The following is a 23525-nucleotide window of genomic DNA, read 5'->3' on the forward strand; positions in this document are numbered from 1 at the left end:
TCGTGGGAATCCGGCAGAAGAGCCGTGGGAAGAGTCAGGTGAGCGCGCCGGACATGGCGAGCGAGTGCAGGAAGCGCATCAGGGTCATCAGGACGTCACGGCTGGAGGCCCGGCGGCGGGCGTCGCACTCGATGATGGGGACGTCGGGGGGCAGGTCCAGCGCGGTGCGCAGTTCGTCGATGGGATAACGCGGCGCGTCCGGGAAGGAGTTGACGGCGACGACGAACGGCACCCCGCGCTCCTCCAGGCGTCCCATCACGTCGAAGCTGACCTCCAGGCGCCGGGTGTCGATGAGCACGACCGCACCGAGGGCGCCTTCGAACAAGCCGTTCCACAGGAACCAGAAGCGTTCCTGGCCGGGGGTGCCGAAGAGGTAGAGGACCAGCTGGTCGGTGATGCTGATGCGGCCGAAGTCCATGGCCACGGTGGTGGCGGTCTTGGTGTCGGAGCCGTAGTTGTCGTCGACCCCGATGCCCGCCTGGGTCATGGTCTCCTCGGTGGTCAGCGGTCTGATCTCGCTGACGGAACCGACCATCGTGGTCTTGCCGACCCCGAAGCCGCCCACGATCACGATCTTCACCGCGGCCTGGGCGGTGTGCGGGAGATGGTCCTCGGTGCGGGGGCCGGGGATGGTGTCAGAGCTTTTGAAGTCCATGCATCACCGCTTCGAGAAGTGAACGGTCGGGGAGCGCCTGGCGGACGATCGGGGCGCGCGCCTGCACCAGTTCGGCCGTGATCAGCTCGGTGATCAGTGCCGTCATCGCGCTGAACGGCAGGTTGAGGTAGGCCGAGAGCTCGGCCACGGACAGGGGGGCGAGACAGAGCCGGAGCAGCGCCGCCTGCTCCGGGGTGACGGACGGCGGTGCGGCGGCGCGCGCCACGATTAAGGTGACCAGGTCGAGTTCGGCCCGGGCGCCGTCGGCACCGCTGATGACGTAGAGCCGTTCGGGGTTCTTGTTGTCCTCGTCCTCGCCGCCGTGCTCGGGGGCCGGCGGCACGGACGGGGCCGGGGGCTGAGCCAGTTCCGGCCTGGGCCGGCGCCGTTTGCGTTGCGGAGGAGTCATACGGTCTGCCCGTTCCGCCGGGGCGGACTGGTGAGGTGGGCGCCGATGCGGACGACGAGGTCGCGCATCATCTCGCTCATCCGGCCGGGCTCGCAGGTGACGTCGGCGAGCACGGCGAGGTAGGCGTTGGCACCGGCGGACATGAGGTAGAAGTAACCTCTGTCGATCTCGATCAGGACGAGGTTCATGTCGCCGTTGCTGATGGGGAGTTCCTGGGCGACGGCACTGGCCAGGCTCTGCACGCCCGCGCAGGCCGCGGCGAGCCGGTCGGCGGCGTCGGGGTCGCCACCGTGCCGGGCGATGCGCAGGCCGTCGGCCGAGAGCACGACGATCATCTCGACGCCCGGTACGCCGTCGGCGAGTTGCTTGAGCATCCAGTCGAAGTTGCCTCGCTGCTGGATCACTTGAGGTCCCCCTCGTCGTCGGCCTCGCTGCCGGCCGGATCATTGATCAGATGCAGGTACTTGGTGGGGTTCCGGGTGAAGTCGGTGGGATGGACACCCGGGTTGTTCTTCTTGAGCCCCTCCCAGAACGCCTCGACCCAGAGGCCGGGCTCGCGGCGCTCCGGCTCGGGCTCGGGTTCGGGCTCCTTGTGCTGCGACCAGATGGTCGGGTTGCCCTCGCGTTCGGCGCGCTCGATGGCGGCCTGCTCGGCGATCCGCTGGCTGAGCGGGGTCTTCATCCGGCTGCGCCGCTGCGGCAGCCCGCCCGCCGTCCATTCGGTGACCTCGGGGACGTCGTCCTCCATGGAGATCCCGGCGGGGATGCGGGGGCTGGTGGGCCGGCGCCTCTTGGGCGGGCGCTTGGGGCCTTCGAGGGCACCGAGCTCGGGCTTGGGGATGCCGGTGGCGCCGATGCCGTGGGCGATGCCGGGGGCGGGGTCGGTGGTCATCATGTCGCTGGGCACGATGAGGACGGCCCGGACGCCGCCGTACGCGGAGGCGCGCAGCGAGACGTCCATGTTGTACGTCTTGCACAGGCGGCCCACGACCGAGAGGCCGAGCCGCGGGTTCTCGCCGAGGACCTGGATGTCCTTGCCCTGCTTGGCCTTCTCCAGCAGGCCCTCCAGGCGGTCCCGGGCCTCCTCGTTGAGGGTGACGCCGGCGTCCTCGATCTCGATGCACACGCCGGACTGCACCTCGACGGCGGTGACGTGCACCTTGGTGGAGGGCGGCGAGTAGCGGGTGGCGTTGTCGAGGAGTTCGGCGGCCGCGTGGATGACCGGCTCGACGGAGGTGCCCTTGATGTTGACCTGGCAGATGGAGTGCAGCTCGATGCGCCGGTACTCCAGGATCCGGGACATGGCGCCGCGCAGCACACTGTAGAGGGCGACGGGGTTGGGCCACTGGCGGCCCGGGCGGCCGCCGCCGAGCACGGAGACCGAGTCGGCGAGGCGCCCGATCAGCGCGGTGCCGTGGTCGATGCGCAGCAGGTCGTCGAAGACCTCGGGGTTGCGGCCGTGGTCCTCCTCCATCTCCCGCAGTTCGTGGGCCTGCTGGTGGACGATGGCCTGGACGCGCCGGGCGACGCTGACGAAGGAGCGCTCCAGGGAGTCGCGCTGGAGGTCTTCCTCGTCGACGATGTCGAGCATGATGCGGATCAGGCGGCGCTGCGACTCGGGGGCGTGGCGCATCCGCGGGTCGACGTCGAAGAGCTGGCGAACCACCTCTTTGGGTGACTCACCGGCCTTCAGCCGGTAGAGCGCGGTCGGGAAGACCTCACGGCCGAGGTGCTCGATCTCCTCCTCGCTCGCGGTGAGGCGCCGTTCCAGATACGCGGTGTGACGGTCGTGCTCGGCGCGGGCCTCCTGGAGCCTACGGCCGCGGCGTACCGCTTCCGCCGCCGTCGCGAGCACCAGCACCATGCCGACGGCCCCGCACACGCCGACGGCGACCCGGGCGGTTTCCGCCACCAGGACGACGGCGGCGGCGGTCGCCGCGGCCATCAGTATGGCGGGCAGCAACAGCACGCGCGCCAGGGAAAGTTCACGGCCATCGGGAGGCGATTGCACACTCACCATGTATGCCTTCTGAGACGAATCGGCTGGGTGTCGGGGGAGCTCGTGGGGGGAAGGTTCATGGAGCAGTCTGGATCTTCCGTATGTTTGGGAACAGGCGCACGAATTCACCTCAACTCGGTGCGCCGCGGGCGAGCTTAGTCCGACCGGATCAAGGCCGTGTCATATTCGGCAAGCACCTGAAAACGCCCGAAGCCCCGGAGTACCCTCAGTCGTTTTGCACGGAGGGCATTCGCTCGAACACGACACGTCACGACACACGGGTGTGCGAAGTCACTCACCGTGATGAGTGAAAGGAGCCTCCGGAGCGGAACCTCCGGCGCCCCGCGAGACCGCTCAGACCCCCACGATCCGCAGCGCCGCCTCGGCCGTGGCGCGGGCGAACTCGTGGGCGGGGCGCTCGGGTTCGGAGCGGTGGACGAGGATGACACCCTCGATCAGCCCGAAGACGAGATCGGTCCGCAGCTCCAGCTCCCCCTTGACCAGCGCCCCGCCGGCCGCCGTACCGGCGATCAACTGCCGGTAGGCGTCCTTGAGTTCCCCGCGTACGGCGTGGAAACCGGCGAACCGTTCGGTGTGCACCTCGGGCAGCAGGTAGAGCGCGCCGAGATTGTGCGGACCGGCGCACAGCAGCTCCACGTCGGCCCGGCACAGCACCCGCAGCCGCTCCTCGGCCGGCGTCGCGTCGTCCGCGAGCAACTCCCGCGCACAGGCCAGGGACGGCGTGACGGTGGACTCGAGCAGCTCGGCGAGGAGTTCCTCCTTGCCGGAGACGTAGTGGTACATCGACGCCTGCCGCATGCCCGCCCGCTCGGCGACGGCCCGGGTGGTGGTGGCCGCGTAGCCCCGGGTGGTGAACAACTCGGCCGCCGCCGCGAGCAGTTCGGCCCGCGGCTCGAGACCGCTGTCCGGTCGCTGCGCGGCTCGCGGCCGGCCGACCCGGCGGCCACTGCTCGTCCCCATGCGTTCGATCCTCGCACACGACGCCGCACCACCAGCACGCCGACGCCGCCCCCGGCCGGTCCGCCGCCCGGTGAGACCTCGGTAACCGGGCCGGAACGCCACGGCAACGCCGCCGACCCGGCCCGCCCCTAATTTCTGTCGAGCGACAGAAATCTCTCCCAGCCGAAGGAGCCGGAGGTCAGCGATGGCGACAGCGACCACGTACGGAGCCCGCGCGCACGCCCGCGCCCAGGAGGGCACCCGCGCCGAGGCCATGCCCGTCGTACCGGCGGCCGACTGGCCGGACCCGCCCTGCGAGGCGGGGCATCTGGTGTGGGCCGAGACGGTGGCGGGCGGCAACTACACGCACCGGGTCCTGGCCCGCGGCACCGAGCTGCGTCTGACCGACCCGGTCGGCGACGCCTGTGCCCACCTCCTGCTGTACGCCGACGGCCGGCCCTGGGAGCGGCTGAACGTCGCCGACACGGTCAAGGTCCAGTGGAACGCCTACCTGGGCGAGGGCGTCCTGCTCCTCTCCGACCAGGGCCGGGTCCTCGCCTCCGTCGTCGCCGACACCTCCGGCCGGCACGACGCGCTCTGCGGCACCTCCACCCTGGCCCGCAACACCGAGCGGTACGGCGACGGCACCCCGCAGTCGCCCTCCCCCGCGGGCCGCGAGCTGTTCAAACTGGCGGCGGCCAAGAACGGCCTGGAACCGCGCGACCTCCCGCCGTCCCTGTCGTTCTTCCAGGGCGTGGAGGTACGCGACGACGGCACGCTGGACTTCACCGGCCCCTCCGGCCCCGGCGGCAGCGTCACGCTCCGCACCGAACAGGACGTGACCGTACTGATCGCCAACGTCCCGCACCCGGCCGACCCGCGCCCCGACTACGTCAGCTCCCCCCTGGAGGTCCTGGCCTGGCGCGCCGCGCCCACCCCGCCCGGCGCTCCCCTCTGGGACGCCACCCCCGAAGGCCGCCGCGCCTTCCTCAACACCCGTGAATTCCTCGCCGCGAGGGGGCTCGCATGAGCACGCAGACCGTCGTCCCGGCCCGCGCCGCCTGGTCCGCCGTGATCCCCGCGGGCGCGTCCCTCACCATCACCGACCTGCACGGCAACCAGGCCGTCGACTTCCTCGTCTACGACGCCCACGACACCTCGGTCCGCTACAGCGCGCCCGACACCGTCCACGCCCAGGGCAACATCTTCCTCACCACCGGCAGCGTGCTGCTCTCCAACGAGCACACCCCGCTGATGACGGTGACCGCCGACGAGGTCGGCCGCCACGACACGGTCGGCGGCGCCTGCTCCAAGGAGTCCAACACCCTCCGCTACGGCCACCACACCTGGTCGCAGCACGCCTGCGTCGACAACTTCCTCGCCGAGGGCGCCCGTCACGGCCTGGGCAAACGCGACCTGGTCTCCAACATCAACTGGTACATGAACGTGCCCGTCGAGAAGGACGGCACCCTCGGCATCGTCGACGGCCTCTCCGCCCCGGGCCGGAAGCTGACCCTGCGCGCCGAACGCGACGTCCTCGTCCTGGTCTCCAACTGCCCCCAGATCAACAACCCCTGCAACGGCTTCGACCCCACGGCGGTGCAGATGACGATCACCGGGGCCGCGCGATGACCTCCTTCGAGAAGCTGCTGGTCGCCAACCGCGGCGAGATAGCCGTCCGTGTCCTGCGCACCGCCCGCGAACTGGGCCTGCGCACGGTCGCCGTCTACTCCGACGCCGACCGCTCGGCCCCGCACGTGCGCCTCGCCGACGAGGCGGTCCGGCTCGGCCCGGCCCCGGCGAAGGAGTCGTACCTCGACGCCGACCTGGTGCTCAAAGCGGCCAAGGACACCGGCGCGGGCGCGATCCACCCCGGCTACGGCTTCCTGTCCGAGGACGCCGCCTTCGCGCGGCGCTGCGAGGAGGCGGGGATCGCCTTCGTCGGCCCGACCCCCGAACAGCTGGAGCTGTTCGGCGCGAAGCACACCGCACGGGCGGCCGCGCAGGCCGCCGGTGTGCCCCTGGCGCCGGGCACCGGGCTGCTGGCAGACCTGGACGAGGCCCTCCGCGAGGCCTCCGCCCTCGGCTATCCCGTCATGCTCAAGGCCACCGGCGGTGGCGGCGGTATCGGTATGTCGGCTTGTCGATCGGCCGGTGACCTGACCGACGCCTGGGACCGGGTCCAGCGGGTCGCCGCCGCGTCCTTCTCCTCAGCCGGGGTCTTCCTGGAACGCCTGGTCGAGCACGCCCGCCACGTCGAGGTCCAGGTCTTCGGCGACGGCGCCGGCCGGGTCGTCACCTTCGGCGACCGGGACTGCTCCCTCCAGCGCCGCAACCAGAAGGTGGTCGAGGAGGCCCCCGCCCCCGGCCTGCCCCCGCGGGTCCGCGCGCGGCTCGCCGCCGCCGCCCGGGACCTGTGCGCCTCGGTCGGCTACCGCTCGGCCGGCACGGTCGAGTTCGTGTACGACGCGGCCCGCGAGGAGGCCTACTTCCTGGAGGTCAACACCCGCCTCCAGGTGGAGCACCCGGTCACCGAGGAGATCTACGGCGTCGACCTGGTCGCCTGGATGCTGCGCCTGGCCCGGGGCGAGACCGACGTCGTCCGCGACCCGGGCGAACCGCGCGGCCACGCCGTCGAGGCCCGCGTCTACGCCGAGGACCCCTCCCGCGACCACCGGCCCAGCGCCGGCCTGCTGACCCGGGTGGAGTTCCCGCAGGACGTACGCGTCGACGGCTGGGTGGAGACCGGCACCGAGGTCACCACGTCGTACGACCCGATGCTCGCCAAGGTGATCGCGTACGGCCCGGACCGCGCCGAGGCACTGCGCCGGCTGGACGCGGCGCTGGCCCGCACCCGCGTCGACGGCATCGAGACGAACCTCGGCCTGGTACGCGCCGCGCTCACCGACCCCCGCTTCCGCTCCGCCGCCCACTCCACGGCCTCCCTCGCCACGGTCACCGACCCGACCCCCCGCATCGAGGTCGCCGCCGCAGGCACGCTCACCACGGTCCAGGACTGGCCGGGCCGCACCGGCTACTGGCAGGTGGGCGTCCCCCCGAGCGGCCCGATGGACGACCGCTCCTTCCGCCTGGGCAACCGCGCCCTGGGCAACCCGGAGGGCGCGCCCGGCCTCGAGTGCACCCTCCAGGGCCCCTCCCTGCGCTTCACCCACTCCGCCACCGTCTGCGTGACCGGCGCCCCGGCCCCGGTCACGGTCGACGGCGCCCCGGTCGCCCAGTGGCAGCCGGTGACCGTCCCGGCGGGCGGCCTGCTGGAGATCGGCGCCCCTGCCGAGCACGGTCTGCGCACCTACGTCCTGTTCGCCGGCGGCGGCCTGGACGTCCCCGCCTTCCTCGGCAGCGCGAGCACCTTCACCCTGGGCCGGTTCGGCGGCCACGGCGGCCGGGCGCTGCGCACGGGTGACGTCCTGCACGGCGGAGCGGTGACGCACGGGGAACCGGTCGCCGAACGCCCGCACTTCACCGCCGACTGGCAGCTCGCGGCCGTCGAGGGCCCGCACGCCGCCCCGGAGTTCTTCACCGAGGACGACATCCGCGACTTCTACGCGGCCGAGTGGAAGGTGCACTTCAACTCGGCGCGCACCGGAGTCCGCCTGGTCGGCCCCAAGCCGCGCTGGGCACGCACCGACGGCGGCGAGGCGGGCCTGCACCCCTCCAACATCCACGACACCCCGTACTCGGTCGGCGCCGTCGACTACACCGGCGACATGCCGGTCCTGCTCGGCCCCGACGGCCCCTCCCTGGGCGGTTTCGTCTGCCCCGCGACCGTCCTGAGCGGCGAACGCTGGAAGCTCGGCCAGCTCCGCCCCGGCGACACGGTCCGCTTCACCCCCGTCGACGTCACGGGCGCGCCCCGCCCCGAGATGGTCGACGGCGGTGTCCTGGCCCGGGACGGTGACGTGACCTACCGGCGCAGCGGCGACGACAACCTGCTGGTCGAGTTCGGTCCCATGCAGCTGGACCTCGCCCTGCGGATGCGGGTGCACGCCCTGATGGAAGCGGTGACGGCGGCGGACCTGCCCGGGGTCAGGGACCTCACCCCCGGCATCCGGTCCCTCCAGATCCAGACGGACCCCGCAGCTCTCCCCCAGTCCGACCTCCTCGCCACGGTACGGGAGATCGTCGCCTCGCTCCCGCCCACCGGTGAACTGGTGGTCCCCTCCCGCACCGTCCACCTCCCCCTCTCCTGGGACGACCCGGCGACCCGCGAGGCGATCGCCCGCTACATGGCGGGCGTCCGCGACGACGCCCCCTGGTGCCCGTGGAACATCGAGTTCATCCGCAGGATCAACGGCCTGGACTCGGTCGACGACGTCTACCGCACGGTCTTCGACGCGGAGTACCTGGTCCTCGGCCTCGGCGACGTGTACCTGGGCGCCCCGGTCGCCACCCCGCTCGACCCCCGCCACCGCCTGGTCACCACGAAGTACAACCCGGCCCGTACCTGGACCGCCGAGAACTCCGTCGGCATCGGCGGCGCCTACCTGTGCATCTACGGCATGGAGGGCCCGGGCGGCTACCAGTTCGTGGGCCGTACGACCCAGGTGTGGTCGGGCTGGCAGCAGCGCGGCGCGTTCGAGCCGGGCATGCCGTGGCTGCTGCGGTTCTTCGACCGGATCAGGTGGTACCCGGTGTCCGCCGACGAACTCCTCGACCTGCGCGCCGACATCACCTCCGGCCGGTTCGTGCCCCGCATCGAGGAAGGCACCTTCTCGCTCTCCGCGTACGAGGCGTTCCTCACCGAACAGGCCCTGTCCATCGAGAGGTTCCGGTCACGGCAGCAGACGGCTTTCGCGGCCGAGCGCGACGCGTGGGAAGCGGCGGGCGAGTTCGCGAGGGCGGACGCCTCGGCAGCACCGGCGGCCGCACCGGCCGAGGTGTCCGTCCCGCCGGGCGGCCACCTCGTGGAGGCGGAGTTCACGGCCTCGGTATGGCAGGTGAACGTCGCGCCGGGCGACGAGGTGACGACGGGCCAGCCGCTGCTCGCCCTGGAGGCGATGAAGATGGAGTCCAGGGTGCACGCGCCGATGCCCGGTGTGGTGACGGAGGTCCTGGCCCGGCCCGGCGACCAGGTGGAGGCGGGGACGGCCCTGCTCGTCCTGGCGCCGGCCGCGAACTGAGCGACAGGAGCAAGACCATGTCCAGCACCCTCTCCCGGGTCCGTGCCGCCTACGCGCGCATCGAGGCCGTCGACCGGCCCGAGATCTGGATCGACCTGCGCCCGCAGGAGGAGGCCGAGGCGGAGGCCCGCGCGATCGACGAGCGGGTCGCCGCGGGGGAACACCTCCCCCTCGCGGGCCGCCTGTTCGCCGCCAAGGGCAACATCGACGTGCACGGGCTGCCCACGACGGCCGGCTGCCCGGCCTACGCGTACCAACCGCAGGCCGACGCCCCCGTGGTGGCCCGCCTGCGCGCGGCCGGCGCACTCGCCCTCGGCACCACCAACCTCGACCAGTTCGCGACCGGCCTGGTCGGTACCCGCTCCCCGCACGGCGCGGTCCGCAACGCCATCGACCCCCGCCGGATCAGCGGCGGCTCCAGCTCCGGCTCGGCCGTCGCCGTGGCCCTCGGCATCGTCGACCTCGCCCTCGGCACGGACACCGCGGGCTCGGGCCGGGTCCCGGCCGCCTTCAACGGCATCGTCGGCCTGAAACCGACCCGCGGCCTCGTCCCGACGGCCGGTGTCGTCCCGGCCTGCGCGTCCCTCGACTGCGTGACGGTGTTCGCCCGCACCCTCCCGGAGGCGGAGCAGGCCCTGTCGTACATGGCGGCCCCACCGGACCGCACGCTCCCGCCGCTCCCCCAGCGGGCCCCGGGCCCCTGGCGGATCGCGGTCCCGCCGCTCTCCCAGCTCGGCGAGCTGGACGAGGGCTGGGCAGAGGCCTACCAGGAGACGGTGGACCGTCTGAGGACCGCGGGCGCCTCGATCCGCCCGCTCGACCTGACTCCGTTCACCGAGGCGGCGGCCATGCTCTACGAAGGCGCGTTCGTGGCCGAGCGCTACACGGCGGTGGGCCCCTTTGTCGACAAGTTGATCTCATCCGGTGGCGAGGGCCTCGACCCCACCGTCGCCGGCATCATCACCCGGGCCCGCGACATCCCGGCCCACCGGCTCTTCACCGACCAGGACCGCCTGACGGAGCTGCGCACCCGCGCCCTGGCCGAACTCGCCGACGCGGACGCCCTGCTGCTCCCCACGGCCCCCGGCCACCCCACCCTCGCCGAGGTCGCCGCCGACCCGCTGGGCGCCAACGCCCGCCTGGGCCGCTTCACCAACTCCACGAACCTCTTCGACCTGGCGGCGGTGGCGGTCCCGGCGGGCGAGGTCGCCGGCCGGCCGTTCGGCGTGATGCTGATCGGCCCGGCGTTCACGGACACCCGCCTCGCCACGATCGCCCGCACCCTGGAACCGCGGGTGAGCCTGGCGGTACTGGGCGCCCACCTGACGGGCCAGCCCCTCAACTCCCAACTCCTCGCGCTGGGAGCTGTACTGGAGCGAACCACGACGACGGCACCGACGTACCGCTTCCACGCGCTGCGGACGACCCCGCCGAAGCCGGGCCTGGTCCACGTCGGCGAGGCCGGAGCGGCGATCGAGGCGGAGGTCTGGAGCCTTCCGCCCGAGGGCCTGGGCCGCCTGCTCGCCGCGCTCCCCCGCCCGATGACGCTGGGCAGCGTAGAACTGGCAGACGGCAGCAGCGTCCCCGGCTTCCTGTGCGAACCAAGCGCTTTGACGGACACCGAGGACATCACACGGTACGGAGGCTGGCGGAGCTTTCTCGGCCGAGGGTGACGCACCCTGCCCAGGGGCGCTGGGGGTACCCCCGCCCGAAGGCTGGGGGAGGAACTGCGCGACCAGCCGCACTCCACCCGCACCCGCCAACGAACCCGCTACCCCACCGACGAGTAGGCCACAACCCCCCGCAGCACCAGATCAACCGCCTTACGCGCGGCCTTCCCCACGGTCGAGCCCTCCGCAGGAGAAGCCGCCGCGATCTGCCCCAGCACGTCGATGACCTGCTTGCACCAGCGGACGAAGTCGCCGGCCGGCATCTCCGCTTCCCGCAGCACCTCGTCCAGGCCCATCCCGGAAGCCCACATGTAGACGGCCCAGGCGAAGCCGAGGTCCGGTTCGCGCTGCCCGACGCCCTCGGTCTGGTTGATGCGGAACTCCTCCTCCAGGGCGTCGAGGCGCCCCCAGATCCGCACCATCTCACCGAGCGCGGCCTTGGCCTTGCCGGAGGGCAGCTTGGGCGCCATGGCGTCGTCGCCGACCCTGGCCTCGTACACCAGCGCCGAGACGCACGCGGCGAGTTCCGCGGGGCCGAGGCCCTCCCAGACACCGGCCCGCAGGCATTCGCTGGCGAGCAGGTCGAGTTCGCCGTACAGGCGGGCCAGCCGCTTGCCGTGTTCGGTGACCTCGTCGCCGCGCAGGTAGTCCAGCTCGGTCAGGAGTGCCACGATCCGGTCGAAGGTCCGGGCGATGGTGTTGGTCCGGCCCTCGATGCGCCGCTCCAGCTGGGAGGTGTCCCGGATCAGCCGGTGGTAGCGCTCGGCCCAACGGGCGTGGTCCTCACGGTCGTTGCAGCCGTGGCAGGGGTGCGCGCGGATCGCGGTGCGCAGCCGCGCGATCTCGCGGTCGTCGGCGGCCTGCGACCGCTTCTTGCGGGCCCGCTCCGGCGGGATGTGCCCAGCCTTGGTGCGCAGCGCGGAGGCGAGGTCCCGACGGGACTGCGGGGAGCGGGGGTTGAAGGACTTGGGGATCCGCATCCGCTCCAGCGCCTCGACCGGCACCGGGAAGTCGATGGAGGCGAGCCGCTTGACCTGCCGCTCGGCCGTGAGCACCAACGGCCGGGGGCCGTCGTGCTGTTCGAAGCCGCGGTGACCGTTGGACCGCCCGGCGGGCAGCCCGGGGTCCAGCACCAGCGCGAGGCCGGCGTACTTGCCGGTCGGCACGTGGATGACGTCGCCGGGTTTGAGCTTCTCCAGGGCGACGGCCGCCTCGGCGCGCCGCTGGGAGGCGCCCTGCCGGGCCAGTTCGGTCTCGCGGTCCTTCAGTTCCCGCCGCAGCCGCGCGTACTCCTCGAAGTCGCCGAGGTGGCAGGTCATGGACTCCTTGTAGCCGGCGAGCCCTTCCTCGTTGCGCTGGACCTGGCGGGAGATCCCGACGACCGACTTGTCGGCCTGGAACTGCGCGAACGAGGTCTCCAGCAGCTCCCGAGACCGGTGCCGCCCGAACTGCTCGACCAGGTTGACCGCCATGTTGTACGACGGCTTGAAGCTGGACCGCAGCGGATAGGTGCGGGTGCCGGCGAGCCCGGCCAGGTGCTCGGGGCTCATGGCGCGCTGCCAGAGCACCACCGCGTGGCCCTCGACGTCGATGCCGCGGCGGCCCGCACGGCCGGTCAGCTGGGTGTACTCGCCCGGGGTGATGTCGGCGTGCTGCTCGCCGTTCCACTTGACGAGTTTCTCCAGCACCACCGAGCGGGCGGGCATGTTGATGCCGAGCGCGAGGGTCTCGGTGGCGAACACGGCCTTCACCAGGCCGCGTACGAAGAGTTCCTCGACGACCTCCTTGAAGGTCGGGAGCATGCCGGCGTGGTGGGCGGCGATGCCGCGCTCCAGGCCTTCGAGCCACTCGTAGTAGCCGAGGACGTGCAGGTCCTCCGGCGGGATCGACGAGGTGCGCTCCTCGACCAGGGCACGCACCTTCTCCCGTGCCTCGTCGTCGTTGAGCCTGAGTCCGGCGTACAGGCACTGCTGGACGGCGGCCTCGCAGGCGGCGCGGCTGAAGATGAAGGTGATGGCGGGCAGCAGGCCCTCGTTGTCGAGGCGTTCGATGACCTCGGGGCGGCCCGGTGTCCACACCCGGGACCGCTGCCGGCGCTCCCGTTCCCGGTCGGCCTCGCGCATGGCACGGCCGCGTCTGCGGTCCTGGTACGACGGACGCTGGGCCTCCATGCGGGCCAGCCGGGCGAGGTCGGGGTTGACGGCCTTCTTGTGGCCCTCGCCCTCCTCGAACAGGTCGTACATCCGGCGTCCGGCGAGCACGTGCTGGAACAGCGGGACGGGCCGGTGCTCGGAGACGATGACCTCGGTGTCGCCGCGGACCGTGTCCAGCCAGTCGCCGAACTCCTCGGCATTGGAGACGGTCGCCGACAGGGAGACCAGGGTCACGGACTCCGGGAGGTGGATGATCACCTCTTCCCAGACGGCGCCGCGGAAGCGGTCGGAGAGGTAGTGGACCTCGTCCATGACCACGTAGCCGAGGCCGAGGAGGGTCTGGGAGCCCGCGTACAGCATGTTCCGCAGGACCTCGGTGGTCATGACGACCACGGCGGCGTCCGGGTTGATGCTGTTGTCACCGGTGAGGAGGCCGACCATGCCGTCGCCGTAGCGGCGGCACAGGTCGGCGTACTTCTGGTTCGACAGCGCCTTGATGGGCGTCGTGTAGAAGCACTTCTTGCCCTGCATGAGGGCGAGGTGGACGGCGAACTCGCCGACGATCGTCTTGCCGGAGCCGGTGGGGGCGGCCACCAGTACGCCCTTTCCGGCTTCGAGTGCCTGGCAGGCCTCGATCTGGAAGGGGTCGAGGCCGAAGTCGTACATCTCGCGGAACGACGCGAGCGCGGTGGCCTGCTCGGCGGCCCGCCTGCGGGCCGCCGCATACCGCTCGGCCGGTGAGAGGTCCTCTGTCATCGTGCTTTCGAGCGTACCGGTCCCCACTGACAACAGGACGATCATTATCCGGAACATGGGACAACGGACGACGAAGAGGTGCCCGCGTCATGGGACGCGGGCACCTCCCGGTGGCTGTGGTCGCCCTGTCAGGTCACGTCGTCGTAGCCGTTGACCCGATCCGGGCCCTCGGGCAGCGCGCGGCTGGCGGAGACGGTCTCGATCTCGCCGATGTCCTCGGGGGTGAGGTCGAGGTCGGAGGCCTCGTCGTCGTCGAGGCCGTCGTCGTCGCGGCGGCGCTTGCGCCGGTCGTTGACGAGGGAGAACGCGACCGCGCCGAAGTACAGCACCCAGATCGGTCCGGCGAGCGCCAGCATGGAGAGCGGGTCGGTGCTCGGGGTGGCCACGGCCGCGAAGACCGTGATGCCGAGGATCATCGCCCGCCACCAGCCGAGCATGCGCCTGCCGGTGATGATTCCGGTGAGATTGAGGAACACCAGGAGCAGCGGCAGCTCGAAGGAGAGACCGAAGACGATCACCATGCGGGTGACCAGCTGCAGCAGGTCGTCGAGCGGCAGCAGGTTGCTCACGCCGTGCGGGGTGAAGCCGATGAGCACCTTCGCGGTGGTCGGCAGGACCCGGTACGCGAAGTAGGCGCCGCCGAAGAAGAGCGGGACGCCGGTGCCGACGAAGGCGTAGGCGTACTTCTTCTCGTGCCGGTGCAGACCTGGGGCGACGAACGCCCACAGCTGGTACAGCCAGACCGGCGAGGCGAAGACCACACCGGCCATCAGGGAGACCTGGAGGGCGAGGGTGAAGGGCGCGAGCAGACCGTTGATGGTGATCTGCGCGCACTGCTCGTCACCCTTCGTCGTGTTCATCTCCGAGAAGGTGTGATGGCAACCGACCGAGTCGAGGATCGGCTTGGTGAGGAAGTCGATGACGTTGTTGTAGAAGAAGGCGGCGACCACCGTGATGACGATGATGGCCAGCATGGCCTTCGCGAGCCGGTTGCGGAGCTCACGAAGGTGATCCGCGAGAGGCATCCGCCCCTCGGGATCCTTCTCCTGATTGCGGGCAGACTTTGGCAACCCACGTCCTCATCTCGTGCGGCAGGCCGGGGGCTACCGGCCTTGCGTCAGCGCTGGGTGGTGTCCGACGGCTCGTTGACCGGGCGGGCGCTGGTGACGTCGCCGGGGGCCGCCTGGATGGTGCGCTGGGCCTGGGACTGCTCGCCGGAGGCGGGCGCCTGGGCGGAGGTCGTGGTGTTGCCGTCTTCCTTCATCGCCTTGGCCTCGCTCTTGAGGATGCGAGCGGACTTGCCGAGCGAGCGCGCCATGTCGGGAAGCTTCTTCGCGCCGAACAGCAGGATGACGACGACGAGGATGAGAATGATCTCGGGGGCGCCGAGCCTTCCGAACATAAGTCTTTACCTTCTCACCGAGGCGGCTGGGTGGGATGCTGTGCGATCCGTCGGACATGCGTCCGAGTGATCGTGCTCTCAGCGATCGTAACGCTCAGGGGTAAACGTCAGGCAATCCCCGTGCGTACTCCCGGTCCGCGGAACGGGCCTCGTTCTCCGTGCCGCGTGCAGCAGCGTACCTGTCCCTACGGGCACCGTGACAGGGCGAAGTGACGCAAACCGCTTATGGCCCACTACTCACACCGCTCGCACAGCGGGAGTCACAGTGCGTCCACAGTGCGGGCGGCACTCTCGGCCGCCCGCTCCAGGTCCTCCGCGGCCCGGTTGATGCGCCGTGCCGAGTCCGCGACCTGCGCGCCCAGCCGTCGCGCCTCCAGGAAGACCCGGACGGCGAGCACGCCGAGCACGGCGAGCCCCACGAAACCCACAGCAACCGCGACCATCGCCCAGAACATGGGGCCGAGCCTAGACGGTGGGGTGCAGCCGCAGTGTGCGGACCCCGCCGCCGGTGAGCAGTTCGACGATCCGCTCGCCGGCGGGCTTGCGGACGGCGGCCCCGCAGTCGGGGCAGGTGAACGAGTAGAACGTCGTCTTGCTGGTGGCTCCGACGGCCAGGCGCAGGGCGCTCGCGGTGAGCTCGAAACTGCCCCGGCAGTCCGGGCAGCCGGCCCGGAACACCACGGGGACCACTCTTCTCATCCCGGCGAAGGCGGCCGCGACCGTCATCTCCCGGGCACCCGCGCCGGGACCCGAAGACTCGTCCAGAACCCCCGAAGACTCGTTCAAAACCCTCGCCCCTCCTTCTTGATCGTTCGCCTTCGGCACGCCTCAGCCGGTGTCGAGGGGGTGACCGTGCTCGACCCTGCGGGCCTCGGCGCGGTCACCCCCTCGACACCGGCGCGCCCCTCCGACTCACTCATGCCCCTCCTCGTCGCCGTGCCCAACGTGGTCGTACGCCGCCAGTGCCTCGCGGGCCGCCCGGCGGGCGGCCTCGGCCAGCTCGGGCGGTGACACGATCCGGCCGTCACCGCCGAGCCTGAGCGCCAGCCGGCGCAGGGAGGCCGGATCGGGGGTGCGCAGGGTAATACGCAATCCGCCGTCGGGAAGCTCATCCGCGCTGTCGTGCGGGTAGTACTCGGCGACCCAGCGGCCGGCCGGACCGACCTCGACGACCACCTCGGGGTCCTCGGCGGCCGGCTGCACCAGGGCCTCGGACAGGTCGCGCAGCTCGATCTCGGGGGGCGCGGACGGCTCGTCAAGGATCTTGATCTCCGCCACCCGGTCCAGCCGGAAGGTGCGCCGGGCCTCGGAGCGGCGGCACCAGGCCTCCACGTAGGTGTGGCCGACGCTGACCAGGCGGATGGGGTCGATCTCGCGCTCGGTGACCTCGTCGCGGGCGGGCGAGTAGTAGCGGATCCACAGCCGGCGGCGCTCCGCGATCGCCCGGTCGACGTCGGCGAAGACCCCGCCCTCGGACTCGAAGGTCACCGACAGCCGGGCGCTGGCGTCACCCGCCTCGCCGGCCGCCGTCTCCACTTTGGCGGTGGCCCGCAGCAGCGCCTGCCGGTCGCCCTCGCGCAGCCCGGGCAGGGTGGCCACGGCGCGGGCGGCGACCAGGAGTGCGGTCGCCTCGTCGGCGGCGAGCCGGAGCGGTTCGGCGGCCTCCTCGCCGAGCGCGGCCGCGTTGTGCCACCAGATCCGCTCGCCGTCGGTGTCGATGTCCAGCAGATCGCCGCCCCGGAAGCTGGTGCCGCACATGGGCAGCACGTCGAGGTCGGAGACCAGCTCGTCCTCGGTGATGCCGAAGGCGCGCGCCACGTCCGCGATCCGGGCGCCGGGGCGCTCGCGCAGGTAGGTCACCAGGGAGAGCATCCGCCGGGTCTGGTCGATGGCGTTCACGGGCCTGACCGGTTTGCCTGCCACTGCCTTGCTCCGCTCCCCCTCAGCCCTTGGCCACGGCACGCAGCCGGTCGACGACGTCCGCCCGCAGCTCGGCCGGCTCCAGGACCATCACGTCCGGTCCGAACTCCACCAGCCAGGCATCCAGCCCGTGCCCGTACGGAATCTCCAACTCGTCCCACCCGTCTCCGAGTTCCCGCACCGCGGTGGCCTTCGCCCGAAGGGGGTACCCGGACCCGGAGCGCAGCCGGATCAGCGCGGAGCGGTCCGCGATCTCACCGGCCCAGCTCGCCACCGTCTCGCGGACGGTGACGACGTCGGGGACCGGCGCGCTGAAGGCGGCGCCCCGGGAGCGGACCTTGCCGGTGATCCGGGACAGCCGGAACACCCGCTCGGCGCCCCGGTCGCGGTCCCAGCCCGCCAGGTACCAGTGGCCGCGCCAGCACTCCAGGGCCCAGGGCTCCACGTTCCGGGTCTCGGGGTGGGCGGCGGTGGCCTTGCGGTAGTCGAAGACGACCGGGCGGCGGTCCCGGCAGGCCAGCATCAGCGGTTCGAAGGCGGCCTCGTGCACCGGGATGCGCGGCTCGAGGGCGCCGTGCGCCTCGTACGGGTCGACGTCCTCGGGCAGCCCGGCCGCGCGCAGCTTCTGCAGGGCGCCGCTGGCGGCGCCGGCGAGCCGGGCCTGCTGCCAGACCTTGGCGGCGAGACCGAGAGCGGCCGCTTCCTCGGCGTCCAGGGTGATGGGCGGCAGGCGGTTGCTGTCGCGGCGCGCCAGGTAGCCGACCTCGCCGTCCAGGTTCTCGACGGTCTCGATCACCAGCCCGAGTTCGCGGAGGTCGTCCTTGTCCCGTTCGAACATCCGGCTGAAGGAGTCGTCACTGCCCGCTTCCAGGTAGGCCTCGATGGATTCCCGCAGCTCACGCTTGCTGAGCGGCCGCCGCGTCCCCAGCAGGCACAGCGCCAGGTTCATCAGCCGCTCGGCCTTGGCAATGGCCATCGACGCCCTTCGCCTCCCTATGGTGCTTCTGACCGATGACCGTACCGCTCCGGAGCGTCACGGCAAAAGCCAGTACAAAATACGAGGTCCGAAACGGACTGGACCCGGCAGACGCCGAGGGCCCGCGCGCACGGCACGGGCCCTCGTGCAGCCGGTTTCCGGCCACGACCGGTCAGCGCCCGACGGCGCCGGGCCGGGGCGGGGAATCAGACCGCGATCAGGTCCACGACGAAGATCAGCGTCTCGCCGGGCTTGATCGCGGGCGTCGGGCTCTGGTCGCCGTAGGCGAGGTGGGCCGGGATGGTCAGCTGGCGGCGCCCGCCGACCTTCATGCCCTGCACGCCCTGGTCCCAGCCCTTGATGACCCGGCCACCGCCGAGCGGGAAACGGAACGGCGTGCCCCGGTTCCAGCTGGCGTCGAACTCCTCGCCGGTGCTGAACGCGACACCCACGTAGTGCACGGTGACGGTCTGACCCGCCTGGGCCACCTCGCCGTCACCCTCCCAGATGTCCTTGATCTCCAGGTCGGCCGGGGCCTCGCCCTCGGGGAAGTCGATCTCGGGCTTGTCGATGCTCACGTCTTGGGCTCCTGCTTGTGTTACGACACGGAACCCGGACAGTCTTTCATCCCCGCCCGGGTCACGCCCGCACGACTACATCGCCGCAAGAATGTCCACCGTGAACACCAGCGTCGAACCCTTCTTCACCACGCCGCCGTTCGGAGGGTTGTTCCCGTAGGCGAGGTCCGGCGGCGTGACGACCATGATGCGGCTGCCCACCTTCTTGCCGGTGATCCCCTGCGCCAGCCCCTTGAGGACCTCCTGCATCTGCTCGAGCGAGAACTGGGCCAGCCGCCCGCTCTCGTACGTCTGCTCGAAGGCCTTGCCGCTGTCCCAGACCTCCCCCTTGAACTGGCACAGGATGGTCTGCGTCGACTGCACCACCGGGCCGTCGCCCTCCAGCACGTAGTTCGACACCAGCTTCTTCGGCGGGTCCGCCTTCGGGATCTCGATCGAGGGGGCCTTGCCGTCCGTGTTCGTGCCGATCTTCGGCAGCGCGGCGTCGCTCTGCGCGACCTCTTTGCCCGTGCTGGAGCTCTTCGAGTTGAACGAGTTCAGCACGTCCACCACGAACACCAGCGTGTCCGTGCCCTTGATCCCCGCCTGCGAGTTCCCCGAGCTGCCGTACCCCCAGGTCGGCGGCACGGCCATCAGCACCCGGCTGCCGACCTTCTTCCCGGCCAGCCCGTACCGCCAGCCGTCGATGATGCTGCCCGCGGCCAGCTGCATCAGCAGCGGCGTACGGTCGTAGGACTGGTCGAAGACCTTGGCCGTGGACCAGATCTGCCCCAGGTAGTTGGCCTGGATGAAGTCGTTCTCCGCGACCGTCTTGCCACCGCCCGCGATCACCGTCTTGACCGCCAGGTTCTTCGACGGATCCCCGCTGCCCTTGGCCACCGTCGGCTTCTCATCGAACTTCGTGCCCGCCGTGATCGCCGGCAACGGCCCGTCCACGATCTTCGGCGGCGGCACCGAGGCGGTGGCCGACGGCGAGGCGCTGGCCTTGCTGGAGGAGGACGAGTCGTCACCACACCCGGCGAGCGTGACCAGTCCCGCGGGAACAGCGGCAAGGAGAAGAGAGCGTCGGCGCACGGAAGAGCCTCGTAATCGGTCGATCTTGCGGATGGCGTGCGCGCAACTCTACGACGTGAGAAGGGCGCCGTACGGAAAACGTACGGCGCCCGTGTGGCGTTCTGTGCCGATCTCTCACATACCGGCGATGAGCTTCTCCACCCGGTCGTCGACCGAACGGAACGGGTCCTTGCACAACACCGTGCGCTGCGCCTGGTCGTTGAGCTTCAGATGCACCCAGTCGACCGTGAAGTCCCGGCGCTGCTCCTGGGCCCGCCGGATGAAGTCACCGCGCAACCGCGCCCGAGTCGTCTGCGGCGGTACCGACTTACCCTCGAAGATCTTCAAGTCATTGCAGATCCGCGTGGCTTGCCCCTTCTTCTCCAGCAGGTAATACAGACCTCGACGACGGTGAATGTCGTGATAAGCGAGGTCTATCTGCGCCACCCGCGGATGGGACATGGTCATGTTGTCCTTGGCCCGGTACCGCTTGATGAGGTTGTTCTTCATCACCCAGTCGATCTCGGTGCCGATCCGGTCCAGGTCCTCCGACTCGATCGCGTCCAGCGTGCGGCCCCACAGCTGCAGCACCTGCTCGACCGTGCCGGTCCGGATACCGCGGCGCTCGCAGAAGTCCACGGCCTTCTCGTAGTACTCCCGCTGCACCTCCAGCGCGGAGGCCTCCCGGCCGCTGGCGAGGCGCACCTTGCGCCGGCCCGTGATGTCGTGGCTGACCTCGCGGATCGCCCGGATCGGGTTCTCCAGGGTCAGGTCCCGCATCACCGTGCCCGCCTCGATCATGCGCAGCACCAGGTCGGTGGCGCCGACCTTCAGCAGCATCGTCGTCTCGGACATGTTCGAGTCACCGACGATGACGTGCAGCCGGCGGTAGCGCTCCGCGTCCGCGTGCGGCTCGTCGCGCGTGTTGATGATCGGCCGGGAACGCGTCGTCGCCGAGGAGACGCCCTCCCAGATGTGCTCCGCCCGCTGGCTCACGCAGTACACCGCACCGCGCGGCGTCTGCAGCACCTTCCCGGCGCCGCACAGCAGCTGCCGGGTCACCAGGAACGGGATCAGGATGTCCGCGAGCCGGGAGAACTCCCCGTGCCGCGCCACCAGATAGTTCTCGTGGCAACCGTAGGAGTTGCCCGCCGAGTCCGTGTTGTTCTTGAAAAGGTAGACGTCGCCCGCGATTCCTTCCTCATGCAGGCGTCGTTCGGCGTCCACCAACAGCCCTTCGAGAATGCGCTCGCCGGCCTTGTCGTGGGTGACCAGTTCGGTCACGTTGTCACACTCGGGTGTCGCGTATTCCGGATGTGAGCCCACGTCGAGATAGAGCCGGGCGCCGTTCCGCAGAAAGACATTGCTGCTACGGCCCCATGACACGACACGGCGGAAGAGGTACCGCGCCACCTCGTCAGGCGACAGGCGGCGCTGTCCCCTGAACGTGCACGTGACGCCGTACTCGTTCTCCAGCCCGAAAATGCGGCGGTCCATGACTGAACATTACGCCCGATCCCCTGAGCTGAAACGGGGTTCGGCAGCACGATTTGGATCATTTTCCGAACCGGCCGCAACCACCGCACCCCCACCGGGAGCTGCGAGGACCCGCCCCGTGACCGCCAGGACCAGCAACGACACACCCCCCGCCGCACCCGGCACGGCGAACCCCCACAGGGCCCCGCCCGCCTCGACCACCGGCCCCGCCAGGCCCGTTCCCACCGACGCCCCCACTGTGAACGTCGTCACAAGCCAGGAGAACGCCTCGGTGACCGTACCGACCGGCGCATGCCGGTCCACCAGCACGAACGCACACGCGATCGCCGGCGCCAGGAACACCCCAGCCAACACCGTGAGCAACACCATGGCCAACGCTCCCGGCATCAGCATCAACGGCAGATAACACACCGCCAGAAGAGCCACCAGCACCCGCAGTCGCCGCGCCGGCTCCCCCACCCACCGCCGCGCCCCGTAGACACTGCCCCCCGACAGCGCACCCAGCCCCAGAGCCGCCATCATCCAGCCGTACACCGCATCACCGCCGTGGCCACCGTGATGGACCCCATCGCCACCCCCACGAACAGGAACGCCGCCAGCAGCGCCAGCAGCCCGGGCGAACGCAGCGCCCCCAGCCAGTGCGCCGCACGCGGCGCCGAACGCCACGCCCGCGACGGCGGCGAGACCACCACCGACAGCGCCCCCAGCACCCCCACCACGTTCACCACGAGCAACGCCGCCTGCGCCGACCACAGCGACACGCACAACGTCACCAGCAACGGCCCCACCGTGAACATGACTTCCTGCGCCACCGCATCCATCGCATACGCCGTGTGCACCTGCTCCTCGGCGCCGAGAACACTCGGCCACAGAGCACGCAGACCGCCCTCCAGCGGCGGAGTGAACAACCCGGCCGCCGCCACGGCCCCGTACGCCACCACCGGCGACCCGGTACCCGCGAAGGCGAACACGGCCATCGCGACGGCCGACGCGAACGCCGCGGGCAACTGGACCCGCGGCTGCCCACACAGGTCGACCAGCCGCCCCAGCACCGGCTGACCCACCGCGTTGGCCACCCCGTACGCCGCCGCCAGCGCCCCCGCGAGGCTGTACGTACCGCCCCCCGCCCGCACGAACAGCACGATCGCGATCGCGGCCGTCGCGTTCGGCAACCGCCCCACCAGCGTCCCCGTCAGCAGCCGGGCCGCGTGCCTCGCCCTGAGGATCTCCAGGTACCCCGCGGCCATGTCCCGCCTCCACGTTTTACGTATAACCCCGGCTCCCATACGTACCATGTGCGCTGTTCACACGTCCAGACGAAGGAGCCCACCCCCGGTGCCATCCAGCAGCACGCGCCCCACGAGCCGCGACGTCGCCCAAGCCGCCGGCGTCTCCCAGGCAGCCGTGTCGCTCGTGCTCGGCGACAAATGGCGCGGCCGCGTCTCCGAAACCACCGCCCAACGCGTCCGCGAAGCCGCCCGCGACCTCGGCTACCGCCCCAACCTCGCCGCCCGCAACCTCCGCCTCGGCCACACCCGCACCGTCCTCCTCGTCGTCCCCGCCCTCACCACCGAGTTCTTCGCGGGCGTCTACACCGGCGCCGCCCGGGTGGCCGCCGAGAACGGCTTCGGAGTCGTCCTCTACCCCTCCCCCGAGGGCATCGGGCCGGCCCGCGACCCCTTCGCCTCCGCTCAGGCCGCCCTCGACGGCGTCATCGCCTCCTCCATGGCCGCCGACGCCCTCACCGCCATCCGCGGCGACCAACTCCCCCTCGTCATGCTCGACAGCGACCCCCACGGCAGCCTCGGCGCCGCCACCGTCAACCTCGACATCGCCGACGGCGTACGCCAGGTCGCCGACCACCTCCTCGGCCTCGGCCACCGCCACTTCCTCCACCTCGCCGCCGACGTCCCCTCCTGGACCTTCGAAGCACGCGCCCGCGAACTGGCGACCCGCACCGCAGCCGTCCCCGGCACCTCCGTACGCACCATCCACGCCCCCATCTCCATCGAAGACGCCCAGGCCGCCACCGAAGCCGCCCTCACCACCCCCGGCCCCCACCCCACCGCCCTCGTCTGCGACGACGACAAACTCGCCGCCGGCGCCTACAAAGCCCTCCGCCGCCACGGCCTGCGCATCCCCGACGACATCTCCGTCACCGGCCTCGACGACCTCGCCCTCGCCACCGCCATCGACCCCGAACTCACCACCGTCCGCCTCGACGCCGAACTCTTCGGCGAACGCGGCATGCAAGCCCTCCTCGCCGTCCTGGACGGCCGCGAACCCGAACACGGAGACATCCCCGTAGAACTCGTCGTACGCGGCTCCACAGCACCCCCACGCCCCTCATAGCCGC

At 71.1% G+C, this 23525-nt stretch carries 20 protein-coding genes and 1 pseudogene; 5 read left to right on the forward strand and 16 right to left on the reverse strand.

Annotated elements, in window-relative coordinates:
* Nucleotides 1-34: 34 nt before the first annotated feature.
* From JF597_RS30550 to JF597_RS30570, 5 genes are all read right to left on the reverse strand, one after another.
* Complete coding sequence (locus JF597_RS30550) at nucleotides 35-655, reverse strand: ATP/GTP-binding protein (RefSeq protein WP_294002744.1); 621 nt, start codon at nucleotides 653-655, stop codon at nucleotides 35-37.
* Nucleotides 636-1064, reverse strand: coding sequence for a DUF742 domain-containing protein (locus JF597_RS30555; protein WP_294002746.1), 429 nt, complete (start codon nucleotides 1062-1064; stop codon nucleotides 636-638). The genes JF597_RS30550 and JF597_RS30555 overlap by 20 nt, the downstream gene beginning before the upstream one ends.
* On the reverse strand, nucleotides 1061-1468 hold the full coding sequence (locus JF597_RS30560; RefSeq protein WP_089103096.1) for a roadblock/LC7 domain-containing protein: 408 nt from the start codon (nucleotides 1466-1468) through the stop codon (nucleotides 1061-1063). Before JF597_RS30560 ends, JF597_RS30555 begins: the two co-directional genes overlap by 4 nt.
* Nucleotides 1465-3084: an ATP-binding protein gene (locus tag JF597_RS30565; protein ID WP_294002749.1), complete on the reverse strand. Its 1620-nt coding sequence runs from the start codon at nucleotides 3082-3084 to the stop codon at nucleotides 1465-1467. Before JF597_RS30565 ends, JF597_RS30560 begins: the two co-directional genes overlap by 4 nt.
* 333 nt (nucleotides 3085-3417) lie before the next feature.
* Nucleotides 3418-4044: a TetR/AcrR family transcriptional regulator gene (locus JF597_RS30570; protein WP_294002751.1), complete on the reverse strand. Its 627-nt coding sequence runs from the start codon at nucleotides 4042-4044 to the stop codon at nucleotides 3418-3420.
* 184 nt (nucleotides 4045-4228) lie between these two features.
* Between JF597_RS30570 and JF597_RS30575 the strand changes: the two genes are divergently transcribed.
* From JF597_RS30575 to atzF, 4 genes are read left to right on the forward strand one after another with little or no spacing between them, the layout of a single operon-like run.
* Entirely contained in the window at nucleotides 4229-5053 is an 825-nt protein-coding gene (locus JF597_RS30575) for an urea amidolyase associated protein UAAP1 (protein WP_294002753.1), read from the forward strand.
* A complete protein-coding gene (locus JF597_RS30580) occupies nucleotides 5050-5655 on the forward strand; it encodes an urea amidolyase associated protein UAAP2 (RefSeq protein WP_294002755.1) in 606 nt (201 codons plus the stop codon). The genes JF597_RS30575 and JF597_RS30580 overlap by 4 nt, the downstream gene beginning before the upstream one ends.
* Nucleotides 5652-9164 (forward strand): 5-oxoprolinase/urea amidolyase family protein, encoded by a 3513-nt coding sequence (locus JF597_RS30585; RefSeq protein ID WP_294002757.1) that lies wholly within the window; start codon nucleotides 5652-5654, stop codon nucleotides 9162-9164. The genes JF597_RS30580 and JF597_RS30585 overlap by 4 nt, the downstream gene beginning before the upstream one ends.
* Nucleotides 9165-9181: 17 nt before the next feature.
* Complete coding sequence (gene atzF, locus JF597_RS30590) at nucleotides 9182-10837, forward strand: allophanate hydrolase (protein WP_294002759.1); 1656 nt, start codon at nucleotides 9182-9184, stop codon at nucleotides 10835-10837.
* 98 nt (nucleotides 10838-10935) lie between these two features.
* Here atzF and JF597_RS30595 read toward each other — a convergent pair whose 3' ends face one another.
* From JF597_RS30595 to JF597_RS30645, 11 genes and pseudogenes are all read right to left on the reverse strand, one after another.
* Nucleotides 10936-13788: a DEAD/DEAH box helicase gene (locus tag JF597_RS30595; RefSeq protein WP_294002761.1), complete on the reverse strand. Its 2853-nt coding sequence runs from the start codon at nucleotides 13786-13788 to the stop codon at nucleotides 10936-10938.
* Between the two features lie 83 nt (nucleotides 13789-13871).
* Entirely contained in the window at nucleotides 13872-14813 is a 942-nt protein-coding gene (gene tatC, locus JF597_RS30600) for a twin-arginine translocase subunit TatC (RefSeq protein ID WP_294002763.1), read from the reverse strand.
* Nucleotides 14814-14860: 47 nt separating this feature from the next.
* Nucleotides 14861-15145, reverse strand: a complete 285-nt coding sequence (gene tatA, locus JF597_RS30605) for a Sec-independent protein translocase subunit TatA (protein WP_181806521.1) — start codon at nucleotides 15143-15145, stop codon at nucleotides 14861-14863.
* Nucleotides 15146-15405: 260 nt separating this feature from the next.
* Nucleotides 15406-15600, reverse strand: coding sequence for a hypothetical protein (locus JF597_RS30610; protein WP_294002768.1), 195 nt, complete (start codon nucleotides 15598-15600; stop codon nucleotides 15406-15408).
* A gap of 10 nt (nucleotides 15601-15610) precedes the next feature.
* Nucleotides 15611-15871 (reverse strand): hypothetical protein, encoded by a 261-nt coding sequence (locus JF597_RS30615; RefSeq protein WP_294002796.1) that lies wholly within the window; start codon nucleotides 15869-15871, stop codon nucleotides 15611-15613.
* Nucleotides 15872-16057: 186 nt separating this feature from the next.
* Nucleotides 16058-17068 (reverse strand): YafY family protein, encoded by a 1011-nt coding sequence (locus JF597_RS30620; RefSeq protein ID WP_294002770.1) that lies wholly within the window; start codon nucleotides 17066-17068, stop codon nucleotides 16058-16060.
* 19 nt (nucleotides 17069-17087) lie between these two features.
* Nucleotides 17088-18041 carry a WYL domain-containing protein gene (locus JF597_RS30625; RefSeq protein ID WP_294002772.1) on the reverse strand — a complete coding sequence of 318 codons (954 nt, stop codon included), beginning with the start codon at nucleotides 18039-18041 and terminating at the stop codon, nucleotides 17088-17090.
* A gap of 206 nt (nucleotides 18042-18247) precedes the next feature.
* A complete protein-coding gene (locus JF597_RS30630) occupies nucleotides 18248-18619 on the reverse strand; it encodes an FKBP-type peptidyl-prolyl cis-trans isomerase (RefSeq protein WP_294002774.1) in 372 nt (123 codons plus the stop codon).
* 75 nt (nucleotides 18620-18694) lie between these two features.
* Nucleotides 18695-19693 (reverse strand): FKBP-type peptidyl-prolyl cis-trans isomerase, encoded by a 999-nt coding sequence (locus JF597_RS30635; protein ID WP_294002776.1) that lies wholly within the window; start codon nucleotides 19691-19693, stop codon nucleotides 18695-18697.
* 114 nt (nucleotides 19694-19807) lie between these two features.
* On the reverse strand, nucleotides 19808-21169 hold the full coding sequence (gene pafA / locus JF597_RS30640; RefSeq protein WP_294002778.1) for a Pup--protein ligase: 1362 nt from the start codon (nucleotides 21167-21169) through the stop codon (nucleotides 19808-19810).
* 9 nt (nucleotides 21170-21178) lie between these two features.
* Nucleotides 21179-22416, reverse strand: a pseudogene (locus JF597_RS30645) (MFS transporter).
* A gap of 88 nt (nucleotides 22417-22504) precedes the next feature.
* On the opposite strand from JF597_RS30645, the gene JF597_RS30650 reads away from it, so the two are divergent.
* Nucleotides 22505-23521 (forward strand): LacI family DNA-binding transcriptional regulator, encoded by a 1017-nt coding sequence (locus JF597_RS30650; protein ID WP_294002780.1) that lies wholly within the window; start codon nucleotides 22505-22507, stop codon nucleotides 23519-23521.
* Nucleotides 23522-23525: the final 4 nt, after the last annotated feature.

Origin of the sequence: Streptomyces sp., from assembly GCF_019510245.1 — a bacterium.
In the GTDB taxonomy this organism is placed as follows: Bacteria; Actinomycetota; Actinomycetes; order Streptomycetales; family Streptomycetaceae; genus Streptomyces.

Coding starts and splice junctions, on each gene's coding strand:
- JF597_RS30550 (WP_294002744.1), bottom strand. CDS start 655: ATGGACTTCAAAAGCTCTGACACCATCCCCGGCCCCCGCACCGAGGAC.
- JF597_RS30555 (WP_294002746.1), bottom strand. CDS start 1,064: ATGACTCCTCCGCAACGCAAACGGCGCCGGCCCAGGCCGGAACTGGCT.
- JF597_RS30565 (WP_294002749.1), bottom strand. CDS start 3,084: ATGGTGAGTGTGCAATCGCCTCCCGATGGCCGTGAACTTTCCCTGGCG.
- JF597_RS30570 (WP_294002751.1), bottom strand. CDS start 4,044: ATGGGGACGAGCAGTGGCCGCCGGGTCGGCCGGCCGCGAGCCGCGCAG.
- JF597_RS30575 (WP_294002753.1), top strand. CDS start 4,229: ATGGCGACAGCGACCACGTACGGAGCCCGCGCGCACGCCCGCGCCCAG.
- JF597_RS30580 (WP_294002755.1), top strand. CDS start 5,050: ATGAGCACGCAGACCGTCGTCCCGGCCCGCGCCGCCTGGTCCGCCGTG.
- JF597_RS30585 (WP_294002757.1), top strand. CDS start 5,652: ATGACCTCCTTCGAGAAGCTGCTGGTCGCCAACCGCGGCGAGATAGCC.
- atzF (WP_294002759.1), top strand. CDS start 9,182: ATGTCCAGCACCCTCTCCCGGGTCCGTGCCGCCTACGCGCGCATCGAG.
- JF597_RS30595 (WP_294002761.1), bottom strand. CDS start 13,788: ATGATCGTCCTGTTGTCAGTGGGGACCGGTACGCTCGAAAGCACGATG.
- tatA (WP_181806521.1), bottom strand. CDS start 15,145: ATGTTCGGAAGGCTCGGCGCCCCCGAGATCATTCTCATCCTCGTCGTC.
- JF597_RS30610 (WP_294002768.1), bottom strand. CDS start 15,600: ATGTTCTGGGCGATGGTCGCGGTTGCTGTGGGTTTCGTGGGGCTCGCC.
- JF597_RS30615 (WP_294002796.1), bottom strand. CDS start 15,871: ATGACGGTCGCGGCCGCCTTCGCCGGGATGAGAAGAGTGGTCCCCGTG.
- JF597_RS30625 (WP_294002772.1), bottom strand. CDS start 18,041: ATGGCCATTGCCAAGGCCGAGCGGCTGATGAACCTGGCGCTGTGCCTG.
- pafA (WP_294002778.1), bottom strand. CDS start 21,169: ATGGACCGCCGCATTTTCGGGCTGGAGAACGAGTACGGCGTCACGTGC.